We start from the raw sequence: 17,782 nt of genomic DNA, 5'->3' as shown, positions 1-17,782 counted from the left end.
CGAACCGTCCGGCCGAGAGAACGGACCTACGCGGCGCGGACGGCGATTCCGGCGAGGTGCTTCGACGGAATCATTGGAAGCACACGTCCACGACCGTTCGGTCCGGCACTGCCGGCATCGAACGTGACGCCATACCGTCCGGAGACGGCGGTGACGTCATTCTGCCAGGCGCCAGAAATAACGGTGGTGGCGCCGACAGGACCGACTGGCCCAGCGCTGCTCGAGACAGCGCGTGCGTCAGTCGGTGTGGTCGGAACGGTGATCATGTGGAAGTGGTCGCCTGCTGGCGACCGGCTACTGCATACGTATTTGGCGACCTACATAATCGTTTCCCCGGATTGTCACTTGTTCACACACAGTGGCGGGGCGAGTACGGGTCCTCGAACCGCCTACAGCCAGCGGCCGTGTTGGGAACCGTCCCTCGACCAGTCGTCCTGCTATACCGGCGGTCGTGAGTGTCACTCGAGGCGAACCTTCAAGGTATCCCGTGGGCAGTGTGTGCATAATGAACTGTCCGTGCGCTCGAGGCGGGGTGAAACGGTGAGTGAAACGCGCGAAGTCGTGGTGGGTGAACTGGCAGACGGTTCCGAGGTGACGCTGCCGGTCGTCGAACTGCTCACCGGCCGCGGTTTTGTCACCGGGAAATCCGGATCGGGGAAATCGAACACGGCGTCGGTCATCGCCGAGGAACTGCTCGAGGCCGGGTTCCCACTCCTTATCGTCGATACCGACGGCGAGTACTACGGGCTGAAAGAGGAGTACGAGATGTTACACGCGGGGGCCGACGAAGAGTGTGACATCCAGATCGGACCCGAACACGCCGAACAGATGGCGTCACTGGCACTCGAAGAGAACGTGCCCGTGATTCTGGACGTCTCGGGGTATCTCGACGAGGACGAAGCGGACGAACTGCTCAAGGAGACGGCCAGACACCTGTTCGTCAAGGAAAAGAAACTCAAAAAGCCGTTCTTGCTGGTCGTCGAAGAGGTCCACGAGTACATCCCCGAAGGTGGCGGCGTGGGCGAAACCGGCCGACTCCTGATCAAAATCGGGAAACGTGGCCGGAAACACGGCCTCGGAATTTTAGGCATCAGTCAGCGACCCGCAGACGTCAAGAAAGATTTCATCACGCAAGCGAACTGGCTCGTCTGGCACCGACTCACCTGGGACAACGACACCAAAGTCGTTGGCCGGATCATCGACACCGAGTACGCGGAACTCGTCTCCGAACTCGACGACGGGCAGGCTTTTATCCAGACCGACTGGATGGAAGCGGGCGTAAACAAGATCCAGTTCAGGCGCAAGCGCACCTTCGACGCGGGGGCCACACCCGGCCTCGACGATTTCGAACGTCCGGAACTCAAATCCGTTTCCGACGCCCTCGTCGACAACCTCCAGGACATCTCCGAGCGGAAAGACCGCGAAGAGAACAAGATCGAAGAACTCGAGAAACGACTCGAGCGCCGCGAATCCCGTATCGACAACCTCGAGGAGGAACTCTCCTCCGCACGCGACGTCTCCGAGGCGGCCCGCCAGATGGCCGAAGCCCTCTCGGGAACCGAAACCGTGCAGACGACGTTTCCGGAGTCCGGCGACGACCTCCGTCGCCTCCACGAAGAACTCGTCGACCTCGAGGCACAGGTCGAACAACTCGAAACCGAACGAGACGAACTGGTCGAACAACTCGAGGAACGCGACGCCGACCTCGAGTCGCGCGAGAACACGATCACGCGACTCGAGGGTCGGATCGACCGGCTCGAGGACGAAAACGACCGCCTGCGAGACCGATGTGCGGAACTCGAAATGTGGCTCGAGCCTGATGAGACCGCGGATGACGAGGCCAGGATGGCGCCAGACGACGATGGGGCGACAGCAGACGACGATGACGCGGAGACAGGTACACGGTCGGAAACGCCCATCGTCCAGGCCGGTGGCGCTCCCCACGAGTTCGGATACACCGAAATCGACGATACCAGGGATGACGAAATCCTCGAGAGCGACACCGACGACGTCGAACTCGCCCTCGATACCAGCGTCGTCGTGGCCGACGAACTCGAGACGATCGAAGAACTGCTGGGTCTCGAAGAAATCGAGACGCTCGTCGACGCCGCCTGTAACGATTCGCGATGTACCGTTCGGACCGCTCGAGCCGTCATCGAAGTGATCGCCATCGATGGACCGGCACGGACAGAAACGGTGGCCGCGTCCGTCGACCGCTCGCCCGTGGCCGTTCAGAGTCTGGTCTCGGAACTCCGCGTCAGGGACGTACTCGACCGAAACGACGACGGGACGTATTCCCTGCACGAGACCTTACTCGAGGCGATGCGTTCGCTGCCTGAAGCTGCAGCGGAGAACCGCGAGGAATCCGAAGCAGAAGTTCGATAACGTCGAAGATCACCGGCAGTAACCGATCGAGCGCTCGATTTCGTTCGTAATCGCGACGATAGTGTCGGTGTCGATGTGTTGGTGGACGGGGAGAACGACGATTTCTCGAGCCAGTCGGTGTGCCGTTTCGTAGGCTTCGTCCTCGAGGACCGCCGTGGCGAGTCGCGGCCAGGTGTGGGCTCCGTCGATGCCGTAGCGTTCAAGCAACCCGAGCAGTTTGCTGGCCTCGGCGGTCCGAACCGGATACACCTGTGGGCAGATGCCGGGTGGAAGTTCGTCGAAGACCGGCGTCACGTCAGGTCGGCTGTGAAAAAGGGCGTGCCAGGCGAGATAATTTGCCCGCCGACGGGCGACGATTTCGATCGGATTCGCCCGAGTGAGAACGAACGAAGAGAGTCGAGACATGGGGGCTTTCGTCGATTCGTATCGCCCCCTCGGATCGGATTCTCGTTGCGATGATCGGGACGTAATCAGCGTCTGCACTGCGTCATTGAGAACGGCAGTCGAGTCTAGGAGGTCCCCAGCTATTGATTTACAAACGAAGGCGAGGTCTTCCCGGGTGATGCTATCAGCGACACCGGCGAGATCGGACGGGTCGAAGGTGTCGGCGATTTCGGGATCGTTGCAGTACAGGACTGCGCCATCCCCGACTGGCAATGTTTTCCAGAGGCTCGTGATTCCGATGTCGCCGACGGTACCCAGCAGCCCGTGGGTTTCGTCGACACTGAGTGCACCGTGGGCGTTGTCGTCGACGTGTACCCAGTCGTGGTCGTGGGCCAGTTCGGCTATCGCCTCGAGGCCCGGCTGTGGAAAGCCGAAGTAGTTGACCGACACGACGGCGCCCGTTCGATCATCCGCCCGTGATTCGAGATCGGGAATAACCGGTGCCAGGGTGTCGTAAATGGCGTATCGCCTGGGCTCGAGTCCGAGTTCGAAGAGGGGTTCGACGACGGCGTCCGGGAGGTACGCGGGGACCAGTACGTTCTGACCGGGCGAACAGACCGCCGCGAGGCCGTCCCGTAGGGCACACTTTCCGGACCCGTAGTACCGATATGTGTCTGCGTACTGCTGAAGGAAGGTCTCGACGTCGGTTGGTGGTGAAAACGATCCGTCATCCACCGTTGCAGTCGACTCGTCGGGAGTCGACCCTGCGTTCGTGGCTGACCACTCGAGGAGAGACGGCTGGGCACGTATCATTTTTCACTGGCTACTATCGAAGCGTCGGCACCGATCGTTGGCCACGCCGTCTTTCGTCCACCGATTCCCATCACGTCGGAGCCACAATGTGGCAGGTTTTAACAATGGTGTCGATACACCCGAGGCGTATGATTCAACAGCGGCCTACAGTCTGAAGCTGTCGCATAACAAAGCCTGACAGCACGAACGACCGCGTATGGAAACGGAAGACGACGGACTCCGCCTTCTCGTTGTTGGACTCGACGCCGGCTGTCTCCCCGTCCTCGAGCCACTATTCGACGCTGGGAAGGTACCGACGTTGCGCCGACTGTTCGAGACCGGTGCGAGCGCACCGCTCGAGTCTCAGCTCCCGCCCTGGACGGCGAGTGCATGGCCCTCGTTGTACACGGGAACGAATCCGGGAAAACACGGCGTCTACGACTTTCTGGCCTTCGACGGCTACGACTGGGACGTCGTAAACGCGAGCCACGTCAGGGCTCGTCCGGTTTGGGAACTGCTGAGCGATCACGGACACACGAGCGTCGTCGTCAACGTGCCAGTGACTCATCCACAGCGGGAGTTTTCCGGCGCGTTGATTCCAGGGATGACTGCCCCCGAAAACCCACCCTGTCACCCCGACGGCATCCTCGAGGACGTTGTCGATGCCTGTGGGGAGTATCGAGTCTATCCACAGAGTGGTGGGGACGACGAAACGGAACTCGAGCGCTACCGGCGGACAATCGAAGGGCGAGGCGACGCGTTTCGCTACTTGCTCGAGCGCTTCGACCCGGACTTCGGCTTCGTGCAGTTCCAGCAGACCGATTCGGTATTCCACGAGCGCCCTGGCGACAAACGCGCGATAGAAGCCGTCTACGAGGCCGTCGACGAACAACTTGCCCGAACGATACTCGAGTACGAACCCGAAAACGTCCTCGTCGTCAGCGACCACGGGATCGGTCGGGTCGACGGCTGGGAGTTCCGTATCAACGAGTTTCTGCGTCAGCGCGGAGATGTCGTCCCCAAAAGCGGCGGCGAGGGGATGCCGACCTGGACACGAGCCTGGCAAAACGACTTACTCGAGGGGTCCAGCGCCGGAACCAACGCAGCGGAAGCGTCCGTCTTCGAACAACTGATGGCGGGTGCCGCCCGCGTCGGGCTAACTACCCAGCGTGTCGCCGCCGGACTCGAGGCGGTCGGACTGAAAGAAGTCATCGGGAAACGGGTTCCAAACGAGGTCATTCGCGCCGCGAGCGAGCAGGTGGATTTCGCCGCCTCGAAGGCCTATCTTCGATCGAAGAGTGAACTGGGCGTTCGGATCAATCTCGAGGGCCGTGAGCCAGACGGGGTCGTGAGCCAGGACGAGTACGACGAGTACCGCGAGGCCCTTATCGAAGACCTCTCGAACGTGCAAACGCCGGACGGGGACCCGATGTTCGATACCGTCGCGCCACGGGAGGCCGTGTTCGATGGGCCGGCACTCGAGAGCGCGCCGGACGTCGTGATCGCTCCTGCCGGGTTCGACAACGCAGTCGTCGAAACGCTCGATGGTGAGCTGTTTGCCGAGCCGTGGGAGCCCTGGAACCACAAACGGACGGGGGTGATTGGCGCAGCTGGCGCGGGGTTCGACGAGAGCGTCTCGCTCAGGGGAGCGACGATTTTCGACGTTGCGCCCACGATCTGTTCGCTGTTCGATATCGAGGTCGACGAAGCTATGGACGGGCGGGTTCTGCCGCTGGTTGACGCGAGCGAACGAACCCAGTATCCGGAGTACGAACCCGAACCGATCACGGCGACGGACGACGACGCCGTCGAAGACCGACTGGCCGACCTGGGGTACCTGTAAATGAGCGTCACGATTGACCGACTCGACCCGGTCGCCGACCGCGAGGAATGGGATCGGTACGTCGAGCGGTCGGCCCACACGCATCCGTTCTATTACGCTGACGCGCTGACGTTGCAAGCCGAGGTGACCGGGACGAAACTACACCCGCTCGTCGGTTTCAAAGGCCAGGAAGTCGTTGGTCTCTTTCCTGTCTTCGAGTACTCGAAAGGACCAGTATCGGGTGTGTTCTCCCCGGCACCGTACTCGTGGGTGTGTTATCTCGGTCCGGCGCTCTGTAACGTCTCGAAACTCAAACAGCGGAAAGCCGATCGTCGGACCAATGCCTTCCTCGAGGGATGCCTCGACTGGATCGACGGCGAACTGTCACCCATGTACACCAAGTTCGACGCGGCAACCCTCGACGACGTGCGCCCGTTTACCTGGAACGGCTACGACGTCGAACCCGAGTACACCTACGTCGTCGATCTCGAGGGCGACGCTGCGGGCCTCCTGAACCGCTTCAGTAGCGATGCCCGGAGCAACGTCCGGCAGGCAGACGAGTACGAAGGGGCGTACACCATCGAGGAAGGTGGAATCGACGACATCGACCGAATCATCGAACAGGTCCGTGCACGGTACGAAAGCCAGGGTCGATCGTTCCAACTGTCGACCGAGTTCGTCAACGGCCTCTACGAACGACTTCCCGAGGGGTCGATTCGTCCGTACGTCTGTCGCGTCGATGGCTCGTTTCAGGGCGGTATTCTCGTCGTCGAATCGGACACGACGCGCTATCGCTGGCAGGGTGGCGTCAAACCCGAGGTCGATATCGACCTGGCGATCAACGACCTGCTCGACTGGACGGTTATGCGCGATGGCCTCGAGAATGGCCTCGAACGCTACGACCTGGTCGGGGCTGGCGTCCCGAGTATCAACCGGTACAAAGCGAAGTTCAACCCGCGACTCGAGACCCATTACACCGTCACTGCTGGCACGTTCGGCCTCGACCTGTTGATCGACCGCTATCGGAAGAGTCAGTAGTCGTCGAAAACCGAAAGCAGACAGCAGCTGATAGGTCGAACTTTGTAGCAGTTCACTCGACAATCCATAGCGTTTTACAAACCCAGTAACTACGCTCGACCCTCGGATTCCTCATCAGGAATCCAGTAGATCGACCGTCGCGCGTCGGCGAGTGAGACGCGACTCTCGATGGCGTCGCCTGCCTCGAGTTTCGTAATCGCATACCTGACCGTGCGCGAGCAGAGACGTGTCGCACTCGCGAGTTCCGCCTGTGTCATCGCGCCTTCGTACTCGAGGACCTTGTAGACGAGTTTGGCACTCGGTGGCAGCTCCTCGAGGTCGTCATCTGTCGTCGATTCTACAGGCTGGGTGTCAGTGCTGAAACTCATTGGCTGGGTCAGTGTTGTGTTGGCGGCAACCACTGATCGGGATATGAACGCGACCGATCGTTCACGTCACTATGGGTTGCGTACTGATTCGTGATACCCGGGCGGTGGCGTCGGACCAATAGCGGTCGCCGAGTCCGAGTGGTTGAGGCGGGCGACCAACGAATGCCCGGTTGTGCAGGGGAACGAGGGAGTCTGTTTTCTCCCGAAACCGGTCTTGATGAGGGCCTGGCGCAGCGGGAAAGCGGTGTCGGCATCTGGGGCGTCGAATCGAGTGCGTCGATTATCGATGTTGTTCGGGAATGAACGAGGAGGTCTTCATTTCTCGGTACGTCGAACAGTCGGGGCAGGCGTGAACGACGTCCCGATTATCACCGAAGACGCGCGCAAACTGTCGAGTTACCTGGTTCCCACAGTTGACACACTGTGGGGCTGTCGTACTCGTTTCGGATTCCAGCGTGGTCCAATCTGTCGTCGACATCAGCCTTCTGTTGTCAGTACCCACTATTTATTATAGGTCGCATAACCGGGTTTCGAAACGGTGTATTCGCCCGATTTCGAAACAGGCACAATCGAAACGACGGTTCGGAAAAACGGACACTCATCGTCTCAATCGCCTGTAATACGATATTACCCTCTCGGTAACTACAGATTTTAACCGGTCACGAGTGTCCACTCGAGGGGATTGTGGATTCATGTGGTCGGTTGTGATCGCTCCCTGGGATCGCTACCGGATCGACGACCACCGGTACCTAGGTACAACCGACCGTATCAGCGTGTATTCTTTCCTTCCAATAGCGGGACCGATACGAGATTGTACGTTCGATCAAGACACCGTTCTCGAGCGAGGCGGGTCGCTCACCTGGACCGTCACACCCGAACGAAGCCGTGAAACCGATCCCTGGCGTCCGGATTCACGCGGGGGCCGACGGTTGGGAAGGGACTAAATCAGTTGCATAAATCGGATGATATAGACACACGTTAGGGCAGGCGAACCTGTACAGTCCGGTCGCGTTCGGCGAGTCGACCTGCCAGTCCAGCCACGATATATCCCGTATAGTTAACCGGGGTTCGACCGTACGACAGCGTACTGATGAAAGCAGTCGTGCTCGCTGCCGGCGAAGGCACCCGTATCCGCCCGCTGTCACACCGGCTCCCGAAACCGATGTTACCCGTCGCTGACCGCCCACTTGTCGCCCACACCGTCGACGCGGCCATCGACGCCGGTGCAACCGAAATCGTGTTGGTAATCGGTTACGAGTCAGCAACCGTCCGTTCGCACTTCGGTGAATCCTATCGCGGAACCCCGATCACCTACGCCATCCAGGAAGAACAGCAGGGAACTGCCCACGCGGTCAACGCCGCTCGAGACGTCATCGACGGCCCCTTTGCCGTCCTCAACGGTGACAACCTCTACGACCCGGCGGCGATCGAACAGCTATTCGACGCCTGCCCGGCAGTCTGTGCAATCGAAGTCGAGGAACCCTCGAACTACGGCGTTTTGAGTACCGACAACGGAACCGTCACCGGTATCGTCGAAAAACCGGCGGAGCCGCCAACGAACCTCGCTAACGCCGGTGCCTACGCGTTCCCGGCCGAGGCAAAACAGTGGCTCGAGGTCCCGGCAAGCGAACGCGGCGAACACGAGATTACTGACGTGCTCGCGACCGTGATCGAACAGTTCTCGGTCACGCCGATCACCGTCGATCGCTGGCTCGACGTCGGTCGCCCCTGGGAGTTGCTCGAGGCAAACGAGTGGAAACTGGGCGACCTCGAGCGCCGGCTCGACGGCGACGTCAGCGACGATGCCGTCCTCGAGGGTCCCGTCGTTGTCGAGGAGGGTGCAACGGTTCGTGCCGGTGTCGTCATCGAAGGACCGGCGTTGATTCGTTCCGGCGCGTCGGTCGGTCCGAACGCGTACGTGCGTGGAGCGACCCTCGTCGACGAGGGGGCATCGGTCGGCCACGCCGTCGAGATCAAAAACAGCGTACTCTCACCCGGTGCCACGGTCGGCCACCTCTCGTACGTGGGCGACAGCATCCTCGGACGGGACGTGAATTTCGGTGCCGGAACGACGGTCGCCAATCTCCGGCACGACGGCGGCGATGTTCGGTTTTCGGTGAAAGGGTCGCGACCATCGACGGGTCGCCGGAAGTTCGGCGTGGTCGCCGGCGACGAGGTAAAAACGGGCATCAATACGAGTCTGACTCCCGGGTTGAAACTCTCCCCGGAGGCGACGACACAGCCCGGAGAGACGGTGACTCGAGATCGATAAGACACCCGCTCGAGGCCGATCACCTGACGGGTTAATCTGAGAGTACAGGTCTTCCCAGCTCGTTTCACAGCAAAAGCGGGAAATCACGACACACGATACCACCAGTCACCGATACGTTATACGGCTGCGGAACGTAGGTAACCCGTGAGCGAAGAATACCAGCGGAAAAATCTCCGCATGCCAAACGACGACGAAGTATTCGCCGTCGTCACCGAACACCTCGGTGGAAATCACGTTCGACTGCAGTGCCAGGATGGCAAGAGCCGACTGGGACGGATTCCCGGTCGGATGAAATATCGCACCTGGATTAACGAGGACGACATCGTCGTCGCCGAGCCATGGGACTGGCAAGACGAGAAAGCGACCATCGAGTGGCGATACACCGGGCAGGACGCAGACCAGCTGCGCCGCGAAGGACACATCGACTGATTTCTCTCCCGCAGGAGGGCTGTACGCGCTGACTCGAGAGCGGGCGGTCTGGAGAGTGAAGACGGCCGGGCCGAAACAACCACCACAGAGCCCCTCGAGTGACAAAATCGGGGAATTCCACAGAAGACCGATCGATCAGACGCTGGTCCGCAGCGTCACTCGACCGTCACGCTTTTTGCAAGGTTGCGCGGTTTGTCGATGGGGCGACCGAGTCGGTCTGCGGCGTGGTAAGACAACAACTGTAGCTGTACGTTCGCGAGCAAGCCTGCAAGTGACGAATCGACGTCGGGAATCTCGAGGTGACCGTCAGCGATATCGGTTGCTGGGTGTCCGTCGGGGCAGATGGCGATGACCGGCGCACCCCTGGTGTGTGCTTCCTCGGCGTTTGCCAGTACCTTCTCGTCTTCCTGTCCAGTGAAGATTGCGAAAACCGGTGTCTCGGGCGTCACCAGCGCGAGTGGCCCGTGTTTGAGTTCCCCAGACGCGAAGCCCTCGGCGTGTTCGTACGTAATCTCCTTGAATTTTAAGGCCCCCTCGAGCGCGACTGGGTAGCCGAGTCCTCGGCCGATGAAGAAAAACGACTGGGACTCGAGATACCGGTCGGCGAGCGTTTTCGCGGTGCCGTCCTCGAGAATCGCCTCGAACTTTTCCGGAATCCCTCGGATATCGGCCAGCATCGAATCCCCGCCCACAACGGCTTCACCAACGATGTCGTCGGTGAGGCGACGGGCGAGCAACAACAACATCACGGCCTGTGCCGAGAACGTCTTGGTTGCCGCGACCCCGATTTCGGGACCGGCCCGGATGAGGAGCACGTCGTCGGCGTTCCGGGCAGCCGTAGATCCGATCACGTTGGTTACCGTCAGAATTCGAGCGCCACCGGCAGCCGCCCGACGCATCGCCCCGAGTGTATCAGCCGTCTCGCCACTCTGGGTGACCGCGATGACGAGCGTTCGCTCGTCGACGGGTGGCGCACAGACGCTGTACTCGTTTGCCAGATGGACGCTCGTCTGCAAGCCCGCTCCGTTCATGGCAATCGACCCATACAGCGCAGCGTGATAGGACGTCCCACAGGCGACGAACTGGATGCGGTTGATATCCTCGAAGGTTCCCGGTGGGAACGACTCCAGGTAAACGTCGTCCCGCTCGACGTCGATCCGGCCCTCGACAGCCTGCGCCAGGGACGTCGGTTGCTCATAAATTTCTTTGAGCATGAAGTGGTCGTACTCACCTTTGCCGGCCGCTTCCGGGTCCCACTGAATCGTTTCCGGCGTTCGTTCGATCGGCCGACCCTCGAGGTCGGTGAATTCGACACTCTCCGGGCGAACGATAGCGACGTCACCGTCCTCGAGATAGACCACGGTATCGGTGTATTCGAGAAATGCAGGGACGTCGCTGGCGAGGAAGACACCGTCGTCCTCGCCAAGACCGACGACGAGCGGTGACCCCTGTCTGGCCGCATAGAGGACGTGCTCGTCGGACACCATGACCGCGAGCGCGTAGCTTCCCTCGAGGTCGTCGACGGAGCGCCGGAAGGCGGCTTCGCTATCCATGCCGCGGTCGAGATATCGCTGAATCAGGTGTGGGATCACCTCGGTATCGGTGTCGCTGGTGAACTCGTGACCGTCTGCACGCAGGTCGGTTTTGAGTTCGCTGTAGTTCTCGATGATACCGTTGTGGACGACCGCGACGTCTTCGGTCGAATCAGTGTGCGGATGGGCGTTTTCGTCGGTCGGTGGACCGTGTGTACTCCAGCGCGTGTGTCCGATCCCGACTTCGCCGGTGAGCAACGAACTGTCGAGTGACTGCTTCAGTTCGGAAACGTTTCCCGAGCGTTTCTGGATTTTGATTCCAGCTCCGTTCTGGACGGCGATACCGGCCGAATCGTAGCCCCGATACTCCAGGTTCTCGAGTCCCGTGAGCAGCGACTCGAGTGCCTGATCGGTACCGACGCGACCGATGATGCCACACATTATCGATTCACCTCGAGGGAACGAACGGTTGCTCCTGGTTGTTCGTCACCCCTGTATGTGTGAGTCGAACCCGACAAACGCTCTCGGTTCGACTCACAGGGCGACGTTTGAAGGGGTGCTAGGCGTTTGACGACCCCGTTCCAGGACGAGCGAGTCACGGTACGTCTGTTCGGGGATGAGGACAAACTCGCGAGCACAGCAGCTATTGCGGAGGGGAGATCCTGCAGACTGCACCCATTGCAGCAATCTCGAGACGCCAGGCGGTACACTGACATAGCGACAGCAAGGCCCGCCCAACGCATTACTATAGATCGACTAACACTCGACATAGTCTCCCCGTACCATTCCGAACGTGAGCAATACTCATCGACGATCGGATATCGGGATAAAATTCACGTCCTCCGTCTCTATCTCGGTTTTCTGGACGTTACTGTATCTAATCGGAGTCGATACCACTGATTTTGCTGTGTTCGTCTACCTTTCGTCGGTCAGACATCGACTAGTCTCATATCACCGGTTCTGACGGGAGTTGAATGGCGTACCTACGATCGTTTTTCACCTGGCTTCTGTGTCGGAAACCAATCGCTTATTAGCAACCCACGTCTCACGTCGAGGCAGAACAGCTACGGGCAGGGCAGACACGTGGCCGCCCGCTCGGTCGTCGGTGCTCGAAGCCGACGAGTACACCATCTCCCTACCAACCGACCAGAATGTTCACCTATACGTTAACTGCTGGAACGTCCTCGCCCATCGGCATCGCACTCGAGGAACCGGTCCTCGTGTTTGCGATCGCCATGGCCGTCTTTCTGGCTGGGCCGCTGATCGTCAAACGGCTCGGTCAGCCAGGAATCGTGGGCATCGTCGTCGTTGGAGCGATTATCGGGCCGGATGCGCTCGAAATCGTCGAACACACGGACGCAATCGTCTTGCTCGGCGAAGTCGGGCTGATTTACCTCTTGTTTACCGTCGGCCTCGAACTCGATTTGCAGGGGTTCAAAGAAGCCCCCGAAAATGCCGCCCTCTTCGGACTGACGAGCTTTTTCTTGCCATTTATTGTCGGGACGTTCGGTGCGATGATCCTCCTCGGGTTTGACCCACTCGCGGCCGTCTTGCTCTCTGCAGTGTTTGCCTCGCACACGCTGCTTGCCTATCCGATCGTCAACCGATACAACGTGACGAAAAACCGGGCCGTGACGGCCGTCTTCGGCGGCATCCTCTTTACCGATACGCTCGCCCTGATCGTCCTCGCCGTCGTGACTGGTGCTATCGACGGCGACCTGACCGTCTGGCTGTTTCTGACGGTGTTTGCCAACCTCACGATTCTGTTTGCGGCGACCTGGTTTTTGCTCCCGCCGATTTCGCGACGCTTTTTCCAGAACTTCAGCCAGGAGAGCTACTTCGAGTTCCTGTTTATCATGGTCGCTATCTTCGCTGCCGCCAGTCTCGCCCAGGTACTCGAGATCGCGCCAATCCTCGGTGCGTTCGTCGCTGGACTCGCCTTGAACCGTCTCATCCCGCAGGGCGGCACGTTGATGAACCGGATCGAGTTCGTCGGAAACGCGTTTTTCATCCCGTTTTTCCTGTTGCACGTCGGTATGCTGGTCAACCCGACGGTCATCCTCGACGGGTTTGGAACGCTCCAGATCGCGGCCTTCGTCGTCGTCGTGATGGTCGGGACGAAAGCGGCTGCCGCCTGGCTCGTTTCGTCTATTCAGGGCTACAACGCGAGCGAGCGTGGCGTCATCTTTGGTCTCTCGACCGGGCAAGCGGCAGCCGCACTGGCAATCACCCTCGTTGGCGTCGATGCTGGCGTCTTCGGCGAACAGGTGCTGAACGCCGTGGTCTTGCTGTTGCTGGTGACGGCCCTCGTGAGCCCCTGGATTACCGAACGCGCGGCGAAACGGCTCGCTCTCGAACGTGAGGCTGGACAGGGCGAAGACAGCGTCCTCGATCCGAATATTCTGTTGCCGCTGTCACACCACGCCGAACTGCAAGAGCGGTTGCTCGAGCTCGCGTTCGTGTTAAAAGGTGAACGTGGCACCAATCCGGTGAACGTCCTGACGGTGATTCAGCGAAACAAAAACGAGCGCCCGGAAGATCAGGTCGCCGCCGTCCGCGAAGAGCTGGAACAGATTGCCGAAATCGGCGGGGCTGCTGAAGTCCCAGTCGAAGCGGAGACGCGCGTGAGCCACAACGTCGCGAGCGGTATCGTCCAGAGCGCACTCGAGGTACAGGCCAACCAGATCCTGATGGGGTGGGACGCCAGACGCTCGTTCAGCCATCGCATCTTCGGTAGTATCATCGACCAGGTACTCGACCGGACGACGCTCCCGGTGCTGGTAAGTCGACTCGGCCACCCGATCAACACCACCCAGGAACTGTTCGTCGTCGTCCCCATCGGGGCTGACCACCACGAGGGATTCTACGAGGCCGTTCACATCACCAAACGGCTGGCGGCCAGTCTCGGCATCCCCATCACCGTCCTCGTCGTCGAGGGTAAAACCCACCAGTTCGAGCGCCTGTTCGGACTCGTCGAAGAGGACGTTTCCGCCGAGTTCGAGGAGGTTCCGCAATGGGATAGGCTGTTGCCCACACTCGAGTCTCGCGCGAGCGAAGACGATCTTATCGTCGCCATCACGCCACGGAAAGGTGACATCGGTTGGCACAACGAACTCGCCTCGCTGCCGGCAGCACTGTCGGAGTTGCCGCCGGAATCGTTCATCACGATCCATCCACGTCAGGGCGAACCGGAGTACGACAGGAAGTACCTCCGGTTCGAGTAACGGCGGTCACCGTTCGGTCTCGAGCATGCGAACGGTTCGCTCACCCCCGTTGGAAGTCGTCCATGGAGACGACAGCCTCGAGGGCCGAGGTGTGTATGCGCTGAGGTGATGGGCTATAGTAGCCAGTGAACCGAGGTACACACCGACCGCGACGCACGATTGGGAGAGGGTGTGCACTGACTTTCACTGGCTACTATAGTTTACTTCGGAGCGTTCGACAGCGACGACGCACACAGTTCGTTCATCGCTCGTCGAAGGCGCTGGGAGACGGCCGATTTGGAGACGTTCAGGCGGTCGGCCAGTTCGTCCTGTGAGATGCCGCGTGGGACCTCGAAGTAGCCTTCCTCGTAGGCAACACGCAACAGCGCTTCCTGTTTCTGCGTCAGACCGAGGACGGCCCGCTCGCCGGGTTTGGCCATACGCAACTGGGTCACGTGAAACGAGATATCTCGACTGTCACACGAGCGGTTGAACGCAACCAGCCCGTCACGATCGGGAAACCGAATCTGAACCGTCCAGCCGGTCTGGCCGCTCGAGCGATCGAGAATGTGTCCGCCTGCCTCGGTAATCTGGCTGGTCACCCGAAGCGTGTCCTCGGTGATTTCGGCGCGATAGACGCGCTTTCTGGGGTACTCGTCGACGAACGTTGCGTCGGAAATCGTCGGATCGGCCGCCAGCGCTGCCTCGAAGGGATCGAGGTCGTCGTCCGCACAGCGAACGGTAAAGAAGACCATCGTTCGCCCATCATCCAGCTCCGACCAGTACTCGAGGGTAATCGAAACTGCAGGAAATCGTCGGAGTGTCGACCCCAACAACAGTGAGGGATGTTCGAGTTCGAGTTCGACGACGATGCCATCCTCGAGCGCACTCACGCCCGGTTGCCCGGTGTCTGCAGATTGTGCGCTCATCGAACACTCACCGACCGAACTGATCGAGCGGAGTAATCGACGGTTATCGTCTCGAGGTTCATTAGGTGTGCATTACCGCTCGCGGTACTTGGGGGTGAACGCTAACTGCTGAAAATTGGCGCAGATTTCACGCTAGTTGTATTCATCCATCAGGCCGTATGAGCGTCTGTATATCGTGAATTACGGCTTTTCGTGAGTATTGGTACCTCCCGTAAGCTACTGTTTCTCACTGGTAATTTATCGAGAATGCACGTGTGTTGTACTCTCGTGCTTGAGCTACACACAGCCCTCGATTCGGTCGAAAGTAGTTCGTGGTTACTCCAGGGGAATCCGGAAGCCTCCGCCGTCGGAGCGATTCCCGATAGTCGCCAGTCACAGTCACTGCAAACGCTCGCAAGCCGGCGATTCGAGCGGGTGTATACATCGTTTCACCGGCTCCTATAGGTCACTCGAGCCAGCCGTCGTCGAAGAGGAGTTCGTACAGTTTGCGCTGGGCGATTCGGAGATGGCGGGCGAACGTCGGCTGTGACACCGCGAGTAATCCAGCGACCTCGCTCCCGGTTCGCTCCCGTGGCCATTCGAAGTAGCCGGCCTGATAGGCCAGTCGGAGCGTCTCGAGTTGTCGGTCGGTCAACCGCTGGTGTGCGTGGTCGGCAAAGGAAGTCCCAGCCTGTGCGCCTGGCGAAACCGTTTGTTTCCGACGGAGTTCGACACCCTCGAGATGACGATCGAGGACATCGATGAACGAACGGACGTCGCTTTCGGCGGCGATTTCGATGTGTAGCGTCGGGTCAGGACCCGTCCCATCGATCGTCCGTATCAACCCACCGTGGGTCGTCACCCGCTGTGCAATCGTCTCTGTGACCAGTCGAACGTACAGCATCAGCGACCCGTCGCTTCGAGGAGCCCCTTCGAGAAAGTCGATACCGTCTATCGCGTCGATTGCCGACTCGACCGCCGGTACCTCGAATGCACTATTCTCGACGGCGAGTGCGGCGGTCGTTTCGTGGCGTTCCCCAAGTGGCGTCACCGACAGTGCCAACACGGCTAGCTGACACTCGAGACTCGTTGCCAGTGCGAGGAGTGGATCGGGGCTGATTTGGGTTTCGAGCGTTTCCGAAGCGGTTCCAGTAATCCGAACCTCGAGGTGGAGCCGTTCGTCACTCCCGATAAGCCGACGACACTCGAGAAACGCACTCGCCATCGAGAGGACGCTGCCCACGACATCGAACCGCCCCCGTGTCTCGGCACCGAGGTCGGCGTCATCAGTCCGAATCCCGAGGACGCCATATCGACGACGGTCGAACACCAGCGGGACGAAAACGGTGTCACCCACAGCTCCCTCGTCGCGCTCGCCACTGGGGAGCGACCCTTCGTAGCCCACCAGGTCGACCGCCGACAGGAGCGTACTGTTACCGGCTGCCAACGAATCGACCAGTTCGCGAAACAGTGAGTCGGGAACCGTCCCGTCACCGGCTCCGAATGGGACCACCGGCATCCCAGCCTGTTCACGACAGTTGTAGGCCCCGGAATCGAACGAGAGGTCGCCAATCCACGCCCCCTCGATCCACTCGAGGCCGACCAGTTCGCGGCAGAGTGCCCGTTCGAAGGAAGGAGCCGAACCAGTCTCGAGCGTATCACCGACTGATCTGAGAACGCTTCCGAGTGCTTGCCACCGGTCGACATCCGACTCGAGGTGTTTTCGTTCGGTCTCGAGCGATTCGAGCCGTCGCTGGTCCTCGAGACGCTCGAGCACGAGTGTGGTCAGTGCAACCAGCCATTGAACGGTGCTGATAGCGCCAATATCCATCTCCCGGACGCGCGAACCGCTCCCAAAGAGGATGCCGCGGTCACCGATCGGTGCGACGAATATCGCTTCATCGGACGCTTCCTCGACAATCGATTGTAAAGACGAATATTGGCCGATAGCGGGTCCTGAGATCTCCCGTGGGTCGAGTTCCGGGTGCTCTGACAGTGCTATCGGTGGCAACCGAATCGGCGGTTCCCTGCCCGCGGGGACGATTGCAGCGGGGTTCAGCCGATCGCCGGACCGAAGATAACACCCGGCAATAGAAATCGGGGTCACGCCGACAATCGTCTCAGTAACGTTTGTGCACACGCGAGAGGGGGTCGTGGCGCGTCGCAACGACTCGGCAGGGTGGGGATCCACCGGCGTGTCTCTCTGACTGTGTCTATCGCCAGCCGATTGCTGAGCAACCGTGGCCGTGTCAGCAGTTACCGCTAACAGGTTCTGTACTCGCCGTCGAACGACAGCAGGGGGGTCGTCCGGCCTGAGAACGTCCGTGGCGCCCAGTTCGAGCGCGGCGGCTGTTCTCTCGGCTCCTACGAGGGCGAGTATCGGACACGACGCTCGAGCGCGAAGGGCCGCAAAATCCGTTGTCGAGACCTGCTCGAGTGAGACGACTACACATCCGACAGCCGCCCGCTCGAGTATCTCCCTGCCCTCCGAAACATCTGCGGCAGTCACTACCGTGTACTCGTCAGCGGCCATCTCGGCACGGAGCGCCCGCCCTATGGGAGCGTCGTCTCCGGGACAAATAATCAGTACCAGTCGCTCAGCATTGGTTTCCCCCTCCAGCGAATGCTCATCAGACATACGCACGGGAG

General features: G+C 60.2%; 13 protein-coding genes. 6 read left to right on the top strand and 7 right to left on the bottom strand.

Translation table 11 applies throughout. The features are described from left to right. Window positions 1-26 precede the first annotated feature (26 nt). Window positions 27-266, bottom strand: coding sequence for a hypothetical protein (locus NLK60_RS05215; protein ID WP_254809830.1), 240 nt, complete (start codon window positions 264-266; stop codon window positions 27-29). 274 nt (window positions 267-540) lie between these two features. Here NLK60_RS05215 and NLK60_RS05210 point away from each other — a divergent pair, with 274 nt between their 5' ends. Next, window positions 541-2,385 carry an ATP-binding protein gene (locus tag NLK60_RS05210; protein WP_254809829.1) on the top strand — a complete coding sequence of 615 codons (1,845 nt, stop codon included), beginning with the start codon at window positions 541-543 and terminating at the stop codon, window positions 2,383-2,385. A 9-nt stretch (window positions 2,386-2,394) separates the two neighbouring features. Here NLK60_RS05210 and NLK60_RS05205 read toward each other — a convergent pair whose 3' ends face one another. Next, on the bottom strand, window positions 2,395-3,582 hold the full coding sequence (locus NLK60_RS05205; RefSeq protein WP_254809828.1) for a DegT/DnrJ/EryC1/StrS family aminotransferase: 1,188 nt from the start codon (window positions 3,580-3,582) through the stop codon (window positions 2,395-2,397). A 196-nt stretch (window positions 3,583-3,778) separates the two neighbouring features. Between NLK60_RS05205 and NLK60_RS05200 the strand changes: the two genes are divergently transcribed. Together NLK60_RS05200 and NLK60_RS05195 are read left to right on the top strand one after the other, a co-directional pair. Further along, on the top strand, window positions 3,779-5,404 hold the full coding sequence (locus tag NLK60_RS05200; RefSeq protein ID WP_254809827.1) for an alkaline phosphatase family protein: 1,626 nt from the start codon (window positions 3,779-3,781) through the stop codon (window positions 5,402-5,404). Next, complete coding sequence (locus NLK60_RS05195; RefSeq protein ID WP_254809826.1) at window positions 5,405-6,421, top strand: lipid II:glycine glycyltransferase FemX; 1,017 nt, start codon at window positions 5,405-5,407, stop codon at window positions 6,419-6,421. It abuts the gene before it with no gap. A gap of 89 nt (window positions 6,422-6,510) precedes the next feature. On the opposite strand, the gene NLK60_RS05190 is transcribed toward NLK60_RS05195, so the two are convergent. Then, window positions 6,511-6,789: a MarR family transcriptional regulator gene (locus NLK60_RS05190; RefSeq protein ID WP_254809825.1), complete on the bottom strand. Its 279-nt coding sequence runs from the start codon at window positions 6,787-6,789 to the stop codon at window positions 6,511-6,513. A gap of 280 nt (window positions 6,790-7,069) precedes the next feature. Next, window positions 7,070-7,267 carry a DUF7563 family protein gene (locus NLK60_RS05185; protein ID WP_254809824.1) on the bottom strand — a complete coding sequence of 66 codons (198 nt, stop codon included), beginning with the start codon at window positions 7,265-7,267 and terminating at the stop codon, window positions 7,070-7,072. A gap of 612 nt (window positions 7,268-7,879) precedes the next feature. On the opposite strand from NLK60_RS05185, the gene glmU reads away from it, so the two are divergent. Beyond that, on the top strand, window positions 7,880-9,061 hold the full coding sequence (glmU, locus tag NLK60_RS05180; protein WP_254809823.1) for a bifunctional sugar-1-phosphate nucleotidylyltransferase/acetyltransferase: 1,182 nt from the start codon (window positions 7,880-7,882) through the stop codon (window positions 9,059-9,061). Between the two features lie 144 nt (window positions 9,062-9,205). Beyond that, window positions 9,206-9,490: a translation initiation factor eIF-1A gene (locus tag NLK60_RS05175; protein ID WP_256530393.1), complete on the top strand. Its 285-nt coding sequence runs from the start codon at window positions 9,206-9,208 to the stop codon at window positions 9,488-9,490. Window positions 9,491-9,645: 155 nt separating this feature from the next. Here NLK60_RS05175 and glmS read toward each other — a convergent pair whose 3' ends face one another. Beyond that, a complete protein-coding gene (gene glmS, locus NLK60_RS05170; RefSeq protein ID WP_254809822.1) occupies window positions 9,646-11,463 on the bottom strand; it encodes a glutamine--fructose-6-phosphate transaminase (isomerizing) in 1,818 nt (605 codons plus the stop codon). A 710-nt stretch (window positions 11,464-12,173) separates the two neighbouring features. Between glmS and NLK60_RS05165 the strand changes: the two genes are divergently transcribed. Then, window positions 12,174-14,246 (top strand): cation:proton antiporter, encoded by a 2,073-nt coding sequence (locus tag NLK60_RS05165; RefSeq protein WP_254809821.1) that lies wholly within the window; start codon window positions 12,174-12,176, stop codon window positions 14,244-14,246. Between the two features lie 200 nt (window positions 14,247-14,446). Here NLK60_RS05165 and NLK60_RS05160 read toward each other — a convergent pair whose 3' ends face one another. Further along, on the bottom strand, window positions 14,447-15,154 hold the full coding sequence (locus tag NLK60_RS05160) for a helix-turn-helix domain-containing protein (RefSeq protein WP_254809820.1): 708 nt from the start codon (window positions 15,152-15,154) through the stop codon (window positions 14,447-14,449). A gap of 445 nt (window positions 15,155-15,599) precedes the next feature. After that, window positions 15,600-17,771 carry a helix-turn-helix domain-containing protein gene (locus NLK60_RS05155; protein ID WP_254809819.1) on the bottom strand — a complete coding sequence of 724 codons (2,172 nt, stop codon included), beginning with the start codon at window positions 17,769-17,771 and terminating at the stop codon, window positions 15,600-15,602. Window positions 17,772-17,782 lie beyond the last annotated feature (11 nt).

It is taken from the genome of Natronosalvus amylolyticus (genome assembly GCF_024298845.1).
GTDB lineage: Archaea > Halobacteriota > Halobacteria > Halobacteriales > Natrialbaceae > Natronosalvus > Natronosalvus amylolyticus.
The sequence above is the reverse complement of the archived record's forward strand: the minus strand, read 5'-3'. Positions and strand labels throughout refer to the sequence as shown.

Excerpts from the sequence above, each read along its gene's own strand:
- NLK60_RS05215 (WP_254809830.1), bottom strand. The coding sequence starts at position 266 with ATGATCACCGTTCCGACCACACCGACTGACGCACGCGCTGTCTCGAGC.
- NLK60_RS05205 (WP_254809828.1), bottom strand. The coding sequence starts at position 3,582 with ATGATACGTGCCCAGCCGTCTCTCCTCGAGTGGTCAGCCACGAACGCA.
- NLK60_RS05200 (WP_254809827.1), top strand. The coding sequence starts at position 3,779 with ATGGAAACGGAAGACGACGGACTCCGCCTTCTCGTTGTTGGACTCGAC.
- NLK60_RS05195 (WP_254809826.1), top strand. The coding sequence starts at position 5,405 with ATGAGCGTCACGATTGACCGACTCGACCCGGTCGCCGACCGCGAGGAA.
- NLK60_RS05190 (WP_254809825.1), bottom strand. The coding sequence starts at position 6,789 with ATGAGTTTCAGCACTGACACCCAGCCTGTAGAATCGACGACAGATGAC.
- NLK60_RS05185 (WP_254809824.1), bottom strand. The coding sequence starts at position 7,267 with ATGTCGACGACAGATTGGACCACGCTGGAATCCGAAACGAGTACGACA.
- glmU (WP_254809823.1), top strand. The coding sequence starts at position 7,880 with ATGAAAGCAGTCGTGCTCGCTGCCGGCGAAGGCACCCGTATCCGCCCG.
- glmS (WP_254809822.1), bottom strand. The coding sequence starts at position 11,463 with ATGTGTGGCATCATCGGTCGCGTCGGTACCGATCAGGCACTCGAGTCG.
- NLK60_RS05165 (WP_254809821.1), top strand. The coding sequence starts at position 12,174 with ATGTTCACCTATACGTTAACTGCTGGAACGTCCTCGCCCATCGGCATC.
- NLK60_RS05160 (WP_254809820.1), bottom strand. The coding sequence starts at position 15,154 with ATGAGCGCACAATCTGCAGACACCGGGCAACCGGGCGTGAGTGCGCTC.
- NLK60_RS05155 (WP_254809819.1), bottom strand. The coding sequence starts at position 17,771 with ATGTCTGATGAGCATTCGCTGGAGGGGGAAACCAATGCTGAGCGACTG.